Source organism: Streptomyces sp. KR80, from assembly GCF_052245555.1.
Classification (GTDB): domain Bacteria; phylum Actinomycetota; class Actinomycetes; order Streptomycetales; family Streptomycetaceae; genus Streptomyces.
Map to the genome: position 1 here is coordinate 227,060 of NZ_JBQQCD010000004.1, position 18,008 is coordinate 245,067.

11 protein-coding genes are annotated in these 18,008 nt (G+C 70.1%); 9 read left to right on the plus strand and 2 right to left on the minus strand.

The window, feature by feature from the left end:
* Positions 1-35: 35 nt before the first annotated feature.
* Together ACTWQI_RS08560 and ACTWQI_RS08565 are read left to right on the plus strand one after the other, a co-directional pair.
* Positions 36-227, plus strand: coding sequence for a hypothetical protein (locus ACTWQI_RS08560; protein WP_443269035.1), 192 nt, complete (start codon positions 36-38; stop codon positions 225-227).
* A gap of 65 nt (positions 228-292) precedes the next feature.
* On the plus strand, positions 293-3,424 hold the full coding sequence (locus ACTWQI_RS08565) for a helix-turn-helix transcriptional regulator (protein WP_443269037.1): 3,132 nt from the start codon (positions 293-295) through the stop codon (positions 3,422-3,424).
* 62 nt (positions 3,425-3,486) lie between these two features.
* Here ACTWQI_RS08565 and ACTWQI_RS08570 read toward each other — a convergent pair whose 3' ends face one another.
* Together ACTWQI_RS08570 and ACTWQI_RS08575 are read right to left on the minus strand one after the other, a co-directional pair.
* Positions 3,487-4,680, minus strand: coding sequence for a PQQ-dependent sugar dehydrogenase (locus tag ACTWQI_RS08570; RefSeq protein ID WP_443269039.1), 1,194 nt, complete (start codon positions 4,678-4,680; stop codon positions 3,487-3,489).
* 191 nt (positions 4,681-4,871) lie between these two features.
* Complete coding sequence (locus ACTWQI_RS08575) at positions 4,872-5,942, minus strand: aldo/keto reductase (RefSeq protein WP_443269337.1); 1,071 nt, start codon at positions 5,940-5,942, stop codon at positions 4,872-4,874.
* Positions 5,943-6,018: 76 nt separating this feature from the next.
* On the opposite strand from ACTWQI_RS08575, the gene ACTWQI_RS08580 reads away from it, so the two are divergent.
* The 7 genes from ACTWQI_RS08580 (at position 6,019) to ACTWQI_RS08610 (ending at position 18,008) form a co-directional block, all read left to right on the plus strand.
* Entirely contained in the window at positions 6,019-6,957 is a 939-nt protein-coding gene (locus tag ACTWQI_RS08580) for a 2-hydroxyacid dehydrogenase (RefSeq protein ID WP_443269041.1), read from the plus strand.
* A gap of 313 nt (positions 6,958-7,270) precedes the next feature.
* Positions 7,271-10,378, plus strand: a complete 3,108-nt coding sequence (locus ACTWQI_RS08585; protein ID WP_443269338.1) for an EAL domain-containing protein — start codon at positions 7,271-7,273, stop codon at positions 10,376-10,378.
* A gap of 204 nt (positions 10,379-10,582) precedes the next feature.
* Positions 10,583-12,466, plus strand: coding sequence for an acetolactate synthase large subunit (locus ACTWQI_RS08590; RefSeq protein ID WP_443269043.1), 1,884 nt, complete (start codon positions 10,583-10,585; stop codon positions 12,464-12,466).
* Between the two features lie 42 nt (positions 12,467-12,508).
* Positions 12,509-13,033, plus strand: coding sequence for an acetolactate synthase small subunit (gene ilvN, locus ACTWQI_RS08595; RefSeq protein ID WP_443269045.1), 525 nt, complete (start codon positions 12,509-12,511; stop codon positions 13,031-13,033).
* A gap of 129 nt (positions 13,034-13,162) precedes the next feature.
* A complete protein-coding gene (gene ilvC, locus ACTWQI_RS08600) occupies positions 13,163-14,161 on the plus strand; it encodes a ketol-acid reductoisomerase (protein WP_443269048.1) in 999 nt (332 codons plus the stop codon).
* Positions 14,162-14,419: 258 nt separating this feature from the next.
* Positions 14,420-16,051: a phosphoglycerate dehydrogenase gene (gene serA / locus ACTWQI_RS08605; protein WP_443269050.1), complete on the plus strand. Its 1,632-nt coding sequence runs from the start codon at positions 14,420-14,422 to the stop codon at positions 16,049-16,051.
* Positions 16,052-16,412: 361 nt separating this feature from the next.
* Positions 16,413-18,008, plus strand: coding sequence for an ABC transporter substrate-binding protein (locus ACTWQI_RS08610; protein ID WP_443269052.1), 1,596 nt, complete (start codon positions 16,413-16,415; stop codon positions 18,006-18,008).

Here is an 18,008-nt window from a genome sequence, read left to right on the forward strand (position 1 = left end):
CGCCCCCACTGAAACCTTCGTCATCGGGAGCCGAGATGTTCGAGTACGAGCTGCACCAGATTCGCCGCGGGGAACTCATCCGCGAGGCCGACGAGTACCGCCTCGCCCGCCAGGCCGCCCGTGGCCGACGCCGCGAGGGCCGCACCTCTGCCGAGCCCGAGCCCGAAGGGCGGGTGAGCGCGAGCAGAGGCCGACGGCGCCGGTCCGTACGGGCCGCCCGCGCCTGAACCCGCCCACTCTCGTGGAAAAAGCCAGTGCCGTGGTGTCCGACCCATGTGCGATGCTCGGCCGCGTGGAGAGCAGATCCATCAGTCCCGTCTTCGTAGGCCGTACCGACGAGTTGACCGCCCTCACCGACGCCCTCGCCCGCGCCTCAGCCGGGGGTGCGCCAGCGCCCGACGGTCCGGGCGGCACCGGCAGCCGGGCCGAGACCTCCGGGGGAGAGCCGCAGGCGCTCCTCATCGGAGGCGAGGCGGGGGGCGGCAAGACGCGCCTGCTGGAGGAGTTCCTTGCGGCGGCGCAGCGCGCCGGAGCGGTCACCGCCGTCGGCGGTTGCCTGGAACTCGGCGCGGACGGCCTGCCGTTCGCCCCCGTGGCCACGGCGCTGCGCGCCCTGCACCGGCAACTCGGCGCCGAGCTGGAGGAGGCGGCGGCCGGCCGCGAGGACGAACTGGCCCGGCTCCTGCCCGACATCGGATCCGTCGACCGCGAGACTCACGACCAGGAAGGCCGGGCACGGCTGTTCGAGCTCACCGCCCAGCTGCTGGAGCGACTTGCCGCCGACCGTACGCTGGTGGTCGCGATCGAGGACCTGCACTGGGCCGACCGCTCCACGCGTGAGCTGCTCGGTTACCTCTTCCGCTCCCTTCAGCGCTCCCGTCTGGTGGTGATCGCCACCTACCGCACCGACGACATCCACCGCAGGCACCCGCTGCGCCCGTTTCTTGCGGAGCTGGACCGGCTGCGCACGGTACGGCGGATTGAACTGCCCCGGCTCAGCCGGGAGGAGGTGCGCCGCCAGCTCGCCGGCATCCAGGGCGTCGAACCCGACCGCGACCTGGCGGACGAGATCTTCGAACGCTCCGAGGGGAATCCCTTCTTCGTCGAGGAGCTGGCCACCAGCGACTACGACTCCTGCGGGCTCAGCGACTCGCTGCGCGACCTGCTCCTGGTGCGGGTCGAGGCGCTCCCGGAGGTGGCCCAGCGCGTGGTGCGGATGGCGGCCCGCAACACCACCGTCGAGTACGCGCTGCTCGCCGCCGTCTCGGAGCTCGACGACGAGGAGCTCCTCGAGGGGCTGCGGGCGGCCGTCGGGGCGAACGTGCTCGTGCCCACGGACGACGGCGACGGCTACCGGTTCCGGCACGCGCTCCTGCGCGAGGCGGTCGTCGACGACCTGCTGCCGGGCGAGCGTTCGCAGCTCAGTCGGCGCTATGCCGAGGTGCTGGAGGCCGATCCCTCCCTCGTCCGGGCTGAACAGCGGGCGACCCGGCTCGCGAGTTACTGGTACGACGCGCATGACCCCGGGAAGGCGCTGCCCGCCGTGCTGGAGGCGGCGCGCGAGGCACGGCGGCGCCACGCGTACGCCGAGCAGCTGAGGCTTCTGGAGCGGGCGATGGAGCTCTGGGACGAGGTGCCTGCGGAGCAGCGGGCCGAGCTGCCTGGTGCGGGCAACACCGAGTCGTACCCTCCGTGCGGCTGCTATCCCGACAGCCAGGAGCGGCATCTGCACTTCCTCGACCTGCTGGCCGAGGCGGCGGTCGCGGCCCGGTGGGACGACGCGCGGGAGCGGTCGTACGCACTGGTCAAGAAGGCGCTGAAGCTGCTCGACGAGGCCAAGGACCCAACCCGTGCCGCATGGTTCTGGACCCAACGGTCCCGGTTGATGACGGCGATGGGGCGCGGGGACGGCTGGGCGGAGATATCCAAGGCGCAGGAACTGGTCAGCGGGCTGCCGCCGTCCGCGGTGCACGCGGACGTGCTGGCGCACGCGGCGGCCTGGCACAGTCTGCACGTATCCGACGAGGGCACCGTGCCGCTGGCGGAGCGGGCCGTGGAGCTGGCCCGACTGGTGGGAGCGCAAGAGGTGGAGCTCGACGCCCGGGTGACCCGCGCGTGTCTGCTGGGTCAGGCGGGCGCCGCCGACCAGGGCATCGCCGAACTGTACGAGGTCCGTGAGCTCGTCGAGCACATCTGGGCGCCCCGCGCACTGGGCAGGGTCCATGGCAACCTCGTGGACGCGCTGCACAAGGCCGGCCGGACCGGGGAGGCCGTGGAAGCCGCCGAGGCGGGCATCGAAGCCCTTCGCCGGCACCGGTTGTACAACAACGGGGCTTTCGTCGCCGCGAATCTCTCCGAGGCGCTGCTGACGCTGGGGGAGTGGGACCGGGCGGCGGCCGTCCAGGACGAATGGCGCGACCACGCGCGCAGTTCCTCGGCACTGGCCGCCATGGACCTGGCCCGGCTCGCCCTCGCCCTGGGGCGCGGCGAGGACCAGAAGGTGCTCGAGCTCATCGCTGCCACCCGCCACCATCTGGGCAAGAACGACATGGAACCGCAGTACGAACTCCCCTTGGCCCGGGCCGAGGTGCAGTTCGCCGCGGCACACGGCCGGTTCGACGAGGCGATCTCCACTCTGGAGAGCGCGCTGAAACTGCTGCCGCTGCTCGGCCAGGAGACCTACGTCTGGCATCTGATCGTCAGCGGGGCGGTGGTGGCAGCGGACGCCCGTGGGCTGCCCGGCCTCGACGACGACACGCACCGGCAGCTGCTGACCCGGCTCAGGGAGGCCGCCCGCCGACTGGCCACTCCGTCACCGTTGCTGACCGCCTGGTCACACCGGTTCGACGCGGAACTCGTCCGCGCCCGGGGAGAGTACGAGCCGCGGCGGTGGGCCGAGGCCGCCGCCGCCTTCGAACCGTACACCTACCCGTACGTCCAGGCAGAGATCCACTATCGCTGGGCCGAGGCGCTGCTGGGTGGGGGCGAGGCCAGGGCCGACGGCACGGTTCGCGAGCGGGCTACGGCGTTGCTGGAGCAGGCGCACGCCGACACGGTCCGGCTGGGCGCCCGCCCGCTGCGCGAGGAGATCGAACTCCTCGCCCGGCGTGCCCGCCTGCCCCTGACGGCCGATGATGTACAGACCTTCGGCAGGCAGGCGGCGACCTCCGGCGGCTCCCCCTGGGACCCTCAGGCCGACCAGGCACCGACGCTGGGGCTCACCCGGCGCGAACGGGACGTGCTGCGCCTCGTCGCGGCCGGACGCAGTAATCGCCAGATAGCGGAGGAGCTGTTCATCTCACCCAAGACGGCCAGCGTCCACGTCTCCAACATCCTTGCCAAGCTGGGGGTTTCCAGCCGGGGCGAGGCAGCAGCGCTGGCACACCGGATGCGGTTGTTCGTCGAGCCGGAGCCGACCGGCTGACGGTGCGGGCCGCCCGCTCGGCCGTCCGCCCCTCCGCCGTCTGCCTCTCCGCCGTCCGTCCGTCAGCTGACCTTCACCTGCAGGATGCGGTCGTCCCCGCTCTGCGGCGTACCGCGGGTGTCGGTCTCGCTGGTGACCAGCCACACCCCGTCCGCGCCGTCGGGGACTACCGTGCGCAGTCGGCCGTACCGGCCTTCGAGGAAGGACTGCGGCTCCGCCACCGGCTTCGTCCGGTCCAGCGGAATCCGCCACAGCCGTTCACCGCGAAGGCCCGCCATCCAGATCGAGCCCTTCACATAGGCGATACCGCTCGGCGACGCTTCTTCGGTGGTCCACTGCTCGACCGGATCGACGAATCCCGATCCGCCCCCCTTGCCCTCGACCTCCGGCCATCCGTAGTTCTTTCCCGGTTCGATGAGGTTGAGCTCGTCCCACTCGTTCTGCCCGAACTCCGAGGCCCAGAGCCGCTTTTCGGCATCCCAGGCCAGGCCCTGGACATTGCGGTGCCCGTACGAATAGACCACCGAATCGGCGTCGGGATTGCCGTGCACGGGCTCCCCGTCCGGTGTCATCCGCAGGATCTTGCCGCCCAGGGACTCCTTGTCCTGGGCGAGTCCCCGGTCCCCGCTCTCGCCCGTCCCCGCATAGAGCATCCGGTCGGGGCCGAAGGCGATGCGGCCGCCGTTGTGGACCACGCCCTTGGGGATGCCCTTGAAGATGGTGTCGGGCGCGCCCAACTGCGACCCTGCGGGCTTCTTCTCGTCGTAGATGAGCCGGGCGATGCGGTTGTCGGACTCCGTGGTGAAGTAGGCGTACACCAGGTGGTCCGAGCCGAACGTGGGCGGTACGGCGATACCCAGCAGCCCGCCCTCGCCGCCGGAGGACACGCCCGGTACCGATCCCAGCTCGGTCTTCTTCCCGCTGTCCGCAGCGATCCGGAAGATCTTCCCGGTGTCGCGGGAGGAGACGAGCAGATCACCGTCGGGGAGCGCAGCGAGACCCCACGGCGACTCCAGTCCCTCCGCGACCGTGCGCACCACCCTCACCGAGCCCTTCGCGGGCGGGGGTGACGGCGCTCCCTCCGGTGGAGACGCCGACCCGGTCCCCGTGGTCGACGAGGCGCCGGGCGAGCGATCAGGCGGCCCGGTGTCCCCGTCGTCCGTCGAGCAGCCCGCGGTGAACACGAGTGCAGCGGCGGTCAGGACGGAGGTCACAGCAGTCACAACCGTCGCGGCACTTACAGCAGGGAGTCGCACGATGACCGATCCTCTCGTTCGCAAGAAGGGCACCACACTGCTTCATACACCGGACGGCATCGCGAGGTTCCCGATCTGAAGCGGACCGATCGCCGCGCCGGTGGTGTCCGGGTGACGTCGTTCGGCCCGCCGGGGTACGTCGCGTCAGGCCCCGCCCGGGGGCCGGGGTACGGCCGCTCCCCGTGCCCCGGTCAGTCCCAGGAATCCTGCGCCGGCGGCAGGTCCGCTATCTCCGCCAGGTCGTCCCGGCTGAGGACGAGCTCGGCGGAACCCGCGTTCTCCACCGCCCACTGCTCTCTCTTCGCCCCCGGCACCGGGATGACATGCCTCCCCTGCCTCAGCACCCACGCCAGGGCCACCTGGGCGGCTGTCGCCCCGTGCCGCGCCCCGACCCGCCGCAGCCCGGCCACGATCGGCTGGTTCGCCGCCATCATTTCGGCCGTGAAGCGAGGGTGGCGCGCCCGTACGTCATCCGGCTCGAAACCCTGACCCGGCGTCAGCGTGCCGGTCAGAAAGCCGTTTCCGAGGGGCATCGCGGCCAGGAAGCCGATCCCGCGCGACTCGCACCACGGCACCAGCGACTCCAGGGCCTCCTGGGACCACACCGAGAGCTCGGCCTCCACGCTGCTCACCGGGAAGACCTGCTGCACCTGCTCCAACTGCCGGATCGTCGCATCGTGCAGCCCCGGGCCCACGTGTCGCTGTGCCCGGTCCCGCCCCGGCCCCGCCCCCGCCGATGGAACGGCGGACGCCACCGTCCCCGGCCTTCTGCGGGCGCGCTGCGCGCCCTTCTGAAACGCGCACATGCCGAGCGCCCGCACCTTGCCCGCGGTGACGAGCTCGGCCATCGCGCCCCAGGTCTCCTCGACCGGCACCTCCGGGTCCGCCCGGTGCAATTGGTAGAGGTCGATCACATCGGTCTGCAGGCGCCGCAGCGAGGCGTCGCACGCCCGCTTCACATAGCCCGGCCGCCCGTTGGCGACGATGTGCTGCTCGCCCACCAGAAGTCCGCACTTGGTGGCGACGAACGCGTCCGGGCGCCGCTCCCTGAGGACCCTGCCCACCAGCAGCTCATTGGTGAACGGGCCGTACATGTCTGCGGTGTCGAGCAGCGTCGTCCCCCGGTCGAGGGCGGCGTGCACGGCTCGCAGGGAGCGCTCGCCGCTCTGCTGGGACGCGGTGTACGCCCAGCTCATCGGCATGCATCCGAGGCCGACCGCGCCCACCGAGAGCGCCCCGGCGCCGATAGTCCTGCGCTCCACCTCGTCCTGCACCTCTCCCTGGTCGGCCTCCAAACTAACCTCTGCATCCGGCACGTATTCGCCTAGCCTCTCGAGCATGACTGCTGACGTGTGGCTGCCCGTACCGGCCGACGAGATCGAGGGCCTCCCGGAGGGCTTCACGTACCTCTTCTGGGACGGCGCCCCCGACTTCCCCGGGGATCCCGCCCGCTGCGTGTTCTACGGCGTTCCCTACATGAAGGGTCAGGAGATCGCCGTCCGCCCTCTGCCGCGGATGACCGCCGTGCGTGTGGTGCAGACCCTGACCGCCGGGATCGACCATGTACTCCCCGCCCTGGGAGCCCTGCCGCCCGGCGTGCGACTGTGCAACGCCCGGGGTGTGCACGAGGCGAGCACCGCCGAGTTGGCTCTCACGCTCACGCTCGCCTCCCTCCGTGGCATCCCCGGCTTCGTCCGCCGCCAGGACGCCGGGGAGTGGCGTCCGGAGTTCCGTCCCGCGCTCGCCGACAAGTCCGTACTGATCGTGGGTTACGGCGCCATCGGAAGCGCCATCGAGGACCGGCTCGCGCCCTTTGAGTGCGCGCGGGTGGCGCGCGTCGCGCGCTCCGGTCGCGCCACTGAGCGCGGGCCCGTGCACCCGGTCGCCGACCTCCCCGCGCTCCTCCCGGACGCCGACGTCGTGATCCTCTCCACGCCGCTCACCGACGCCACCCGCGGCCTCGTGGGAGCCGACTTCCTCTCCCACATGAAGGACGGCGCACTGCTGGTCAATGTCGCCCGGGGCGCCGTCGTGGACACGAAGGCCCTGCTGGCAGAGGTGGAGAGCGGTCGGCTGCACGCCGCCCTGGACGTCACCGACCCCGAACCGCTGCCCGCCGGTCACCCCCTCTGGCGCGCGCCCGGCACGCTCATCACCCCCCATGTCGGCGGGCCGACTTCAGCCTTCCTGCCGCGCGCGAAGCGGTTGTTGAGCGCACAGCTGAACCGATTCGCCGCACAGGAGTCCCTCGAGAACGTGGTGGCGACGACGGGCTGAAGGCCCGTTGGACATGACCGGCCGCCGACTTTCGGAACGCTCCGGATTCGTGCGGTTGCAGTAAGTTGCCTCATCCCCCTAGGGGTTACGCAGCGTAGAGGGCCTATGTCCCTGAGTGACCGTCCTGGTGTATGGTCCGACGGGGGCTGTGCCGCGCAGCGGCGGCAGCAGCGAGGACCGGAACTCGAGGGGGGCGACGGGCGATGCTCGGCCGATGGACCAACTTCCCGATGCGGAGCGGCTGCGGACGGCTGCTCCGATACGCACGGACGCGCAGACCTCAGCGCAGGACCGCGCCCCCCAGGGCGGTGCTGTGAGCGCCCAGGGGGCGGTGATCTCGTCCCGGCAACCGGCCCCCGACCGCGAGGTGGGATTGCTTCCCCGCCTCGCGCTCATCCTCCTGTGCGCGGGATACGCCACCGGCGCCGCGCTCGGCTGGGGCTCGCATTGGCTCGCTCTCGTCATGGGGGACTTCGGTCTCGCCGCAGCCGCCCTGCTGGCCGCCGTCTCCTGCTTCTGCTACGCGCGTTCGCACCCCAGCACCGAGCCCGCCTGGCTGCTCTTCGCCGCGTCCACGGCCATGGCGGGCCTCGGCAACGCGGTCTGGGGCTGGTACGAGGTCGTGCTCCGCCAGCCGGTGCCCAGCCCCTCGGTCGCCGACTTCTGCTTCCTGCTCTTCGCCCCGCCCGCCATCGTCGGCCTGCTCGTCCTCGCCAAGCGCCCGGTCAACCGAGCGGGCTGGATCTGCCTCGGTCTCGACGCCTGGCTCATCGGCGGATCGCTGCTCACCATCGCCTGGAGCCTCGCACTCGCTCACACCGCCCGCTGGGGCGACAGTGTCGCGCAGGCCGCGGTGTCCCTCGCCTATCCGCTGCTCGACATCGTGCTCATCAGCATGGTGCTGGCGCTGCACTTCCGGCGTTCGTCGGCCAACCGCCCGGCGATCAACACGGTCATCGCGGCCCTCGCCGTCACCGTGTTGTGCGACGCACTCTTCACCTCGCCCCTGTTTCGCGAGGACTACGCTTCCGGCCAGCTTCTCGACGCCGGTTGGTTCGCCGGGTCCATGCTCTTCGCCTACGCTCCCTGGGTCGGCCGGTCCGACGCCGATGCGTGGGAGCAGGTGAGCCGGCGGTCCGGCCCCCCGCATCACGGCGGCGACCGCCCGCGTCACGACGGCGGCCCCGTCGCGGGCTCCCTCGCCGCCCTCACGCCGTATCTGGCCGCCGCCGTCTGCACGTTGGGGATTCTCTACAACGTGATCGACGGCGGGGTGCCCGACCGGGTGGTGATCTTCACAGCGTGCACGGTCGTCCTCGCCCTCGTCGTACGGCAGGGCATCATGCTGCTCGACAACGTCACCCTCACCCATGAGCTCGCACAGAAGGAGAACCACTTCCGGTCTCTGGTGCAGGGCTCCAGCGATGTGATCATGATCGCCGCCCCGAGCGGGGTGCTGCGCTACGTCAGCCCTGCCGCCACCGGTGTCTACGGCATCGACCCCGACGAGCTCGTCGGGTCGGAACTCCCCTCGCTCATCCACCCCGAGGACCTCGGCGTGGTCGTGCACGAGGTACGCCGGTTCCTTGCCGCGCACCCCGACGAGGAGCCGACTACCCGCATCGAGTACCGGTTCCGGGCGGGTGGTGGGCGTCCGGGCGGCGACAAGTGGCTCAACGTCGAATCCACGGTCAACCGCCACCACGGTGGCCTCATCCTCAACAGTCGCGATGTGACCGAGCGGGTCCGCCTTCAGGCGCAGCTGCGGCACAACGCCGAACACGACCCGCTCACCGACCTGCCCAACCGCGCCGTCTTCACCGAACGCGTCCGCCAGGCCCTCAGCGGCCGCCGCACCACCGACCTCGGCACCGCCGTCCTCTTCATCGATCTGGACGGCTTCAAGGCCGTGAACGACCGCCTGGGCCACCAGGCCGGCGACGAGCTGCTGATCCAGGCGGCCCGCCGCCTCCAGGAGTCCATCCGGGCCGGGGACACCGCGGCCCGGCTCGGCGGAGACGAGTTCGCCGCCCTGATCCTCGGCGACGGGACCAAGGACGCCGCCGCCCGGGAGCGCCGCATCGTGGAGGTCGCTGACCGGCTGCGCCTGTGCCTCTCCCGGCCGTACGACGTCTCCGGAACGGATGTACGGGTGGCCGCGAGCATCGGTGTGGCGTTCGCCGATTCCGGGACCGGCCCCACCGACCTGATGCGCAACGCGGACCTCGCGATGTACCGGGCCAAAGCCGCGGGTAAGGGCCGGGTGGAGCTGTACGTGCCCCAGATGCAGGCGGAGACCGTCCACCGCACCGAACTGGCCACCCGGCTCCGGAGCGCGCTGCACGACGGCGAGTTCGCCCTGCTCCATCAGCCGGTCGTGGCTCTCGACAGCGGCCGGATCGTCGCCGTCTCGGCGCAGCCCCGCTGGCGCACCGCACAGGGCGGGCTGTTCACTCCCGCCGACATTCTGCGCATCCCCGAGCAGGGGCACGGCACTCCGGGCCGGGTGCCCGACGGCGCGACGTCGTCGACCGGCCACGGGCGTGCCGCCACGGGGTGCGGTGGGCATGGGCGCGCGGACCGTGCGAGGCACGAGGAGGGCGGCCGCTCCGCTGTCGAGGCCGCGGCCCGCCGACTGTTGGAGGGGGCGGTCGAGCAGGCGGCCGAGCGGCACCGGGTGGGTCATACCGTCCCGGTGACCGTGCGCATCCCGCCCCGGCGTCTCCTGGACCACGGGATGGGCGAGGCCGGCGTCGACACGCTGCTCGCCCGGCACGGCCTGCCGTCCCGCTCGCTGATCCTGGAGCTCTGCGACAGCGACCCCCGGATTCCCCTGGAGGACCTGAAGCGGCGGCTGGTGGCTCTCCGGCGACTCGGCGTACGGATCGCACTCGACGGCTTCGGCAGCGGGTGCGGCGCGTTCGGCGCCCTGCACCGGCTCCCGGTCGACGTGGTCAAACTCGACCGCGACCTGGTCGAGGGCATCGTCGAGTCGTCGCGGCTGTACACGATCACAGCCGGTCTGCTGCAGATCGCCGCCGACCTCGGTCTGCAGTCCGTGGCGGACGGCGTCGATCTGCCCGAGCATGTGCTGGCGCTGCGGGCCCTGGGCTGCACCCACGGCCAGGGGATGGCGTTCTCCGGGCCGGTCGACGAGCACCGGCTCCGCCACGCCCTCGGCGTCGGCGCCTATCCGGTGCCGGAGCCCGCGAACGAGCGCCAAGCCGTCCGGGAGTCAGGGGCGGTGCGGGACACCGTCCGGGAGGAAGTGCGAGAAACCGTGTGCACCAGCGGGGCGCTGCCCCTCCAGGGAGTGCGGCCGTCAGCCACCCGGCTGGTCGGGGGCGGGACCGCCGCCCCCGACCCGATCGCGCGTCCCCCATTGCGCTCAAATAATGAGACGCCCGTCCCACCCACTTGACACCTGACCACTGGTGGGGAGAGGGTCAAGCCATGCGCACCCGAATTCTCGTACTTGGAAAGCGCGTCGGCTGAAGCAGGGCCATTATGAAAGCCCCGCGGACCGCACCGGCGCGCTCCCCTCGCTTGCCTCAGGGCACGAGGGGTTTTTTGTTGCACTGATACGTCGCAGAACCACTCAAGAACCCTCATCTTCGAGAAGAGAATGTCGATGACCGAGCAGGCCACCGGGGCCCACCACCCTCAGCCGCGGGCCCGCAGCGCCGGGCAGCAGCCCACCATCACCGAGCACGTCACGGGCGCGCAGTCCCTCATCCGCTCTCTCGAGGAAGTCGGCGCCGACACCGTATTCGGCATCCCGGGCGGCGCCATCCTGCCTGCCTACGACCCGCTGATGGACTCCTCGAAGGTTCGTCACATCCTGGTCCGTCATGAGCAGGGAGCGGGCCACGCCGCCACCGGCTACGCCCAGGCCACCGGCAAGGTCGGCGTCTGCATGGCCACCTCCGGCCCCGGCGCCACCAACCTCGTCACCCCGATCGCCGACGCCCACATGGACTCCGTCCCCCTGGTCGCGATCACCGGTCAGGTGGCCTCCAAGGCCATCGGCACGGATGCCTTCCAGGAGGCGGACATCTGCGGCATCACCATGCCGATCACCAAGCACAACTTCCTGGTCACCGATGCGGCCGACATCCCCAGGACCATCGCCGAGGCCTTCCACATCGCCGCTAGCGGCCGCCCCGGCCCGGTGCTGGTGGACATCGCCAAGGACGCCCTTCAGGCGCGGACCACCTTCCTCTGGCCGCCGCAGACCGACCTGCCCGGCTACCGCCCGGTGACCAAGCCGCACGCCAAGCAGATCCGCGAGGCCGCCCGGCTGATCACCGAGGCCAAGCGCCCGGTGCTGTACGTCGGCGGCGGCGTGCTGAAGGCCGGTGCCACCGCCGAGCTGAAGGTTCTGGCCGAGCTGACCGGCGCGCCCGTCACCACCACCCTGATGGCGCTGGGCGCCTTCCCCGACAGCCACCCGCTGCACGTCGGCATGCCCGGCATGCACGGCTCGGTCACCGCGGTCACCGCTCTTCAGAAGGCCGACCTGATCGTCGCGCTCGGCGCCCGCTTCGACGACCGCGTCACCGGCAAGCTGGACTCCTTCGCCCCCTACGCCAAGATCGTCCACGCGGACATCGACCCCGCGGAGATCGGCAAGAACCGCGCCGCCGACGTCCCGATCGTGGGCGACGCCCGGGAGGTCATCGCGGATCTGGTGGTCGCCGTCCAGGCCGAGCACGAAGCCGGCCGCACCGGCGACTACACCGAGTGGTGGCAGAACCTCAACCGCTGGCGCGAGACCTACCCGCTCGGCTACGACCTGCCCGAGGACGGCAGCCTCTCCCCGCAGCAGGTCATCCAGCGCATCGGTGACCTCGCCCCGCCGGACACCATCTACACCGCGGGCGTCGGGCAGCACCAGATGTGGGCCGCCCACTACATCCACTACGAGCAGCCGGGTACCTGGCTCAACTCCGGCGGCGCGGGGACCATGGGCTACGCGGTCCCGGCCGCGCTGGGCGCAAAGGCCGGGCAGCCGGACCGTACGGTCTGGGCGATCGACGGCGACGGCTGCTTCCAGATGACCAACCAGGAGCTGGTCACCTGTGCGCTGAACAACATCCCGATCAAGGTCGCGATCATCAACAACGGCGCGCTGGGCATGGTCCGCCAGTGGCAGACCCTCTTCTACAACCAGCGCTACTCCAACACCGTCCTGCACTCCGGCCCGGAGGCGAGCGGGGCCGGGTCCGCCAGTGGCCCCGCCGCGGGACCCAGCCGCGGCACCCGGGTCCCGGACTTCGTCAAACTGTCCGAGGCCATGGGCTGTGTCGCGCTGCGCTGCGAGGACCCTGCCGACTTGGACAAGGTCATCGCCGAGGCCAACGCCATCAACGACCGGCCGGTCGTGGTCGATTTCATCGTCCACGAGGATGCGATGGTCTGGCCGATGGTCGCCGCCGGCACCTCCAACGACGAGGTCATGGCCGCTCGCGGCGTCCGCCCCGACTTCGGCGACAACGAAGACGACTGAGCCCAGGACCGCCAGCCCCTCGAAGCAGAGAGATCCCAGCCCATGTCCAAGCACACGCTCTCCGTCCTGGTGGAGAACAAGCCCGGTGTCCTCGCCCGGATCACCGCCCTGTTCTCGCGTCGCGGCTTCAACATCGACTCCCTCGCCGTCGGGACCACGGAGCACCCCGACATCTCCCGCATCACCATCGTGGTGAATGTCGAGTCGCTCCCGCTCGAGCAGGTCACCAAGCAGCTCAACAAGCTCGTCAACGTGCTGAAGATCGTCGAGCTGGAGCCGAGCGCGGCCATTCACCGGGAACTCGTTCTGGTGAAAGTGCGGGCCGACAACGAGACGCGCTCCCAGGTCGTCGAGATCGTCCAGCTGTTCCGCGCCAAGACGGTGGACGTCTCCCCGGAAGCCGTCACCATCGAGGCCACCGGCAGAAGCGACAAGCTCGAGGCGATGCTCAAGATGCTCGAGCCGTATGGCATCAAGGAGCTGGTGCAGTCCGGCACCATCGCCATAGGGCGGGGTGCCCGCTCCATCACCGACCGGTCGCTGCGCGCACTCGACCGGTCCGCGTGACACGCGAGAGCTCTGCACCACGGCCCAGATAACGAGACTTCCGAACCTCACCCCGCCCGACCGTCATACGGTGGGAGGCCCTGCAACGGCAGATCCCCCCGCAACGGCAGAAACAAGGAGAATCCCGAAGTGGCCGAGCTGTTCTACGACGACGACGCCGACCTGTCCATCATCCAGGGCCGCAAGGTCGCGGTTCTCGGCTACGGCAGCCAGGGCCACGCCCATGCGCTGTCGCTGCGCGACTCGGGTGTCGACGTGCGCGTCGGTCTGCCCGAGGGATCCACGTCCCGTACGAAGGCCGAGGAGCAGGGCCTGCGGGTGACCACCCCCGCCGAGGCCGCCGCCGAGGCCGATGTGATCATGGTCCTGGTCCCGGACCCGATCCAGTCCAAGGTCTACGAGGAGTCCATCAAGGACAACCTCAAGGACGGCGACGCGCTGTTCTTCGGCCATGGCTTCAACATCCGCTTCGGCTTCATCAAGCCCCCGGCCGGCGTGGACGTCTGCATGGTCGCCCCGAAGGGCCCGGGCCACCTGGTCCGCCGCCAGTACGAGGAGGGCCGCGGCGTGCCGTGCATCGCGGCCGTCGAGCAGGACGCCACCGGCAGCGCCTTCCAGCTGGCGCTCTCGTACGCCAAGGGCATCGGCGGCACCCGCGCCGGCGTCATCAAGACCACCTTCACCGAGGAGACCGAGACCGACCTGTTCGGCGAGCAGGCGGTGCTCTGCGGCGGCGCGTCCGCGCTGGTCAAGGCGGGCTTCGAGACCCTGGTCGAGGCCGGCTACCAGCCGGAGATCGCGTACTTCGAGTGCCTCCACGAGCTCAAGCTGATCGTGGACCTCATGTACGAGGGCGGCCTGGAGAAGATGCGCTGGTCGGTCTCCGAGACCGCCGAGTGGGGCGACTACATCACCGGCCCGCGCATCATCACGGACCAGACCAAGGCCGAGATGAAGAAGGTCCTCGCGGAGATCCGGGACGGCAGCTTCGCCCAGCGGTGGATGGACGAGTACCACGCGGGTCTGCCGCGGTACAACGAGTACAAGAAGGCCGACTCGGACCACAAGCTTGAGACCACCGGCAAGGAGCTGCGCAAGCTCATGAGCTGGGTGAACAACGAAGAGTAGGCGGGACGCCCGACGGGGCCGTGGTTCTCCGGCCGCGGCCCCGTCGCCGTCGCCCGTTCTTGTCCAGAGCGGTCACCTACCACCGGGTGACAGTTCCGCAGAGGCGCAATGTGCGCTCCCATCCGCCGATACACTGCATGCACAAGCGCGTCAGGCTCACAGCGTCGTGCGTCTTCCACGCGGCTGCCCCCTTCACCGCCTGCGGCCGTCGGGACGGCCGTCCCTCCCCGTAGCCCTTCCGGCACGGGAGGGGCCCCCATGGACTTTGGAGGACTGAGGACCACCGTGAGCACTGCTTCGTCCAGCAAACCCGTTGTACTGATCGCCGAGGAGCTGTCGCCCGCCACCGTCGACGCTCTCGGCCCCGACTTCGAGATCCGGCACTGCAACGGCGCCGACCGTGCCGAGCTCCTTCCCGCCATCACCGACGTCGACGCGATCCTGGTGCGCAGCGCCACCAAGGTCGATGCCGAGGCCGTTGCTGCCGCGAAGAACCTCAAGGTCGTCGCCCGCGCCGGCGTCGGTCTGGACAACGTCGACGTGTCCGCCGCCACCAAGGCCGGCGTGATGGTCGTCAACGCGCCGACCTCCAATATCGTCACCGCCGCCGAGCTCGCCTGCGGCCTGATCGTCGCGACGGCCCGCAACATCCCCCAGGCGAACACCGCTCTGAAGAACGGCGAGTGGAAGCGCAGCAAGTACACCGGCGTCGAGCTCGCCGAGAAGACTCTCGGCGTCGTCGGCCTGGGCCGGATCGGCGTGCTGGTCGCCCAGCGGATGTCCGCGTTCGGGATGAAGATCGTCGCGTACGACCCCTACGTGCAGCCGGCGCGCGCCGCGCAGATGGGCGTCAAGCTGCTCTCGCTGGACGAGCTGCTCGAGGTCTCGGACTTCATCACGGTCCACCTCCCCAAGACTCCCGAGACGACGGGGCTGATCGGCGACGAGGCACTCCACCGGGTCAAGCCTGAGGTCCGGATCGTCAATGCCGCCCGGGGCGGCATCGTCGACGAGGCTGCGCTGGCCAGCGCGCTGAAGGAGGGCCGGGTCGCGGGCGCGGGCCTGGACGTCTTCGCCAAGGAGCCCTGCACGGACTCCCCGCTCTTCGAGTTCGACAATGTCGTGGCCACCCCGCACCTGGGCGCCTCGACCGGCGAGGCGCAGGAGAAGGCGGGCATCGCGGTCGCAAAGTCCGTACGGCTGGCGCTCGCGGGCGAGCTGGTCCCGGACGCGGTCAACGTCCAGGGCGGCGTCATCGCCGAGGACGTCAAGCCCGGTCTGCCGCTCGCCGAGAAGCTCGGCCGGATCTTCACCGCGCTCGCCGGTGAGGTGGCGGTCCGCCTCGATGTGGAGGTGTACGGCGAGATCACCCAGCACGATGTCAAGGTGCTGGAACTGTCGGCGCTGAAGGGCGTCTTCGAGGACGTCGTCGACGAGACCGTGAGCTATGTGAACGCCCCGCTGTTCGCGCAGGAGCGCGGCGTCGAGGTCCGGCTGACCACGAGCTCGGAGTCGCCCGAACACCGCAATGTGGTGACCGTGCGGGGCACCCTCGGAAACGGCGAGGAGGTCGCCGTCTCCGGCACCCTGGCCGGGCCGAAGCACGTCCAGAAGATCGTCGCTGTGGGTGACCACGATGTGGATCTGGCGATGGCCGACCACCTGGTCTTCCTCCGCTACGCCGACCGGCCGGGCGTCGTCGGCACCGTGGGCCGCATCCTCGGCGAGGCGGGGCTCAACATCGCGGGCATGCAGGTCTCGCGGGCCTCGCAGGGCGGTGAGGCGCTGGTGGTGCTCACCGTGGACGACGTCGTACCGGCTGCGGTGCTCTCCGAGATCGCCGATGAGATCGGCGCGACCTCGGCCCGTACGGTCAACCTCCAGAGCTGACGGCGCCTATTGCTCTCCGTGCACACCGGCCCCGGCTCCCGCTCCTGCGGGGGCCGGGCTCCGTGCGTTCCGCCGCTCGGTGGGCCATCGATGGAAATCGTGCACACACGCCATCAATACGGTGCAAAGGCGTGGAAATACGGGCGTTTCCCCCCGGCTCCTCATGAGGCCGTTTAGGCGTCTACGGTATGGGTCTGGCTCCCCGGCTTCCGGCTGCCACCCCGGGACGGCGTCACCAGCGGCGTACGGGGCACAACTCCTCTTTGGGTGCTGCACACAAGGGTCCGGACCGGCCCCTGTCAGGCAGACTCCCTTCAAGCACCTGGTCGACCCGATAGAGAAACGTGTGAGGAAAGTGCGGTTGAGAAAACGTCACCAGTGGCTGGCCGCGGTGCTCGGAGTGGGAATCACCGCCGGGCTGCTCGCGGGCTGCGGTACGGGGGATGGGGACACCGGCAGTGAGGGACAGCCGGTCGTGATGGGGACGACGGATGAGGCGGGGGCCATGGACCCGGCCTCGGGCTACAACGTCGGCTCCTGGATGGTCTTCAACAACGTCTTCCAGACGTTGATCAGCTTCCCGCGCGGCGCCACGCAGCCCGAGCCCGAAGCCGCTGAGACCTGTGCCTTCCAGGACAACCGCAGCACCGTCTACCGCTGCGAGCTGAAGGACGGGCTGAAGTTCAGCAACGGCAACAGCCTCACCTCCAAGGACGTTGTGCACTCCTTCGAGCGCACGCTCCGGATCAAGGACGAGAAGGGCCCGGCGTATCTGCTCGCGTCGATCGCCGAGGTCGAGGCCCCGGACGACAAGACCGTCGTCTTCCGTCTCAACACGTCCGACGCCACGTTCCCGATGAAGATCGCCTCCAGTGCGGGGGCCATCGTGGACCACCGGGAGTACCCGGCGGACAAGCTGCGCACCGACAACGAGATCGTCGGCTCCGGTGTGTACAAGCTCGACTCCTTCAGCGAGCAGGAGGCGGTCCTCTCCGTCAACTCCAACTACAAGGGCCCCGCCGAGCTGCAGAACTCCGGGATGACGCTGAAGTTCTTCCACGGCGACCAGGACGCGCTGAAGAAGTCCGTGCAGGACGGCACCGTGGACCTCGCGTACCGCGGACTCGCGGCCAAGGACATCCATGACCTGGAGAACGCGATCTCGACCAAGGCCCGGGGCGGAACGAAGGTCGTCGACGGCGCCAGCGCCGAAGTGATGCACATGATCTTCAACATGGATCACCCGGTGGCCGGGAAGCTCGGCGTGCGCAAGGCCATCGCGTACCTGGTGGACCGGAGCGCACTGGTGCGCGATGTGTACCAGCGCACCGCCAAACCGCTCTACTCGGTGATCCCGGCCGGGATCAGCGGCCACAGGACGCCCTTCTTCGACATCTACGGCGATGTGCCGCAGCAGGACAAGGCGGCCGCCGCGCTGCAGGAGGCGGGCATCACGGAGAAGGTCGACATCACCTTGTGGGCCACCCCCATCCGGTTCGGCCCCGGCACGGTCCCCGCCTTCGAGGAGATCGCCCAGCAGCTGAACGCGAGCGGGCTCTTCAACGCCAAGGTGAAGAGCGTCGACCTGGAGGAGTACCAGAAGGGCGTCGACGACGGGAAGTACGGCTTCTACGTCCGCGGCTGGCTGCCCGACTATCCGGACCCGGACATCTTCGTCTCGCCGTTCTTCAGCAAGGAGAGCATCCTCGGTAACAACTACCAGTCGAAGCGCATCATCGACGACCTCATCCCGGAGACGGTGTCCGAGGCCGACCGGCCGTCCACCAACAAGCCGTTCGCCGAGATTCAGACCATCGTGGCCAAGGAGCTGCCGGTCCTGCCGCTCTGGCAGGGCAAGCAGTACGCCGTGGCACGCGAGAACGTCTTCGGCATCGAGTGGAGTCTGGACGCCTCGACGGTGCCCCGCTTCTGGGAGATCAGCAAGAGCGAGGAGTGA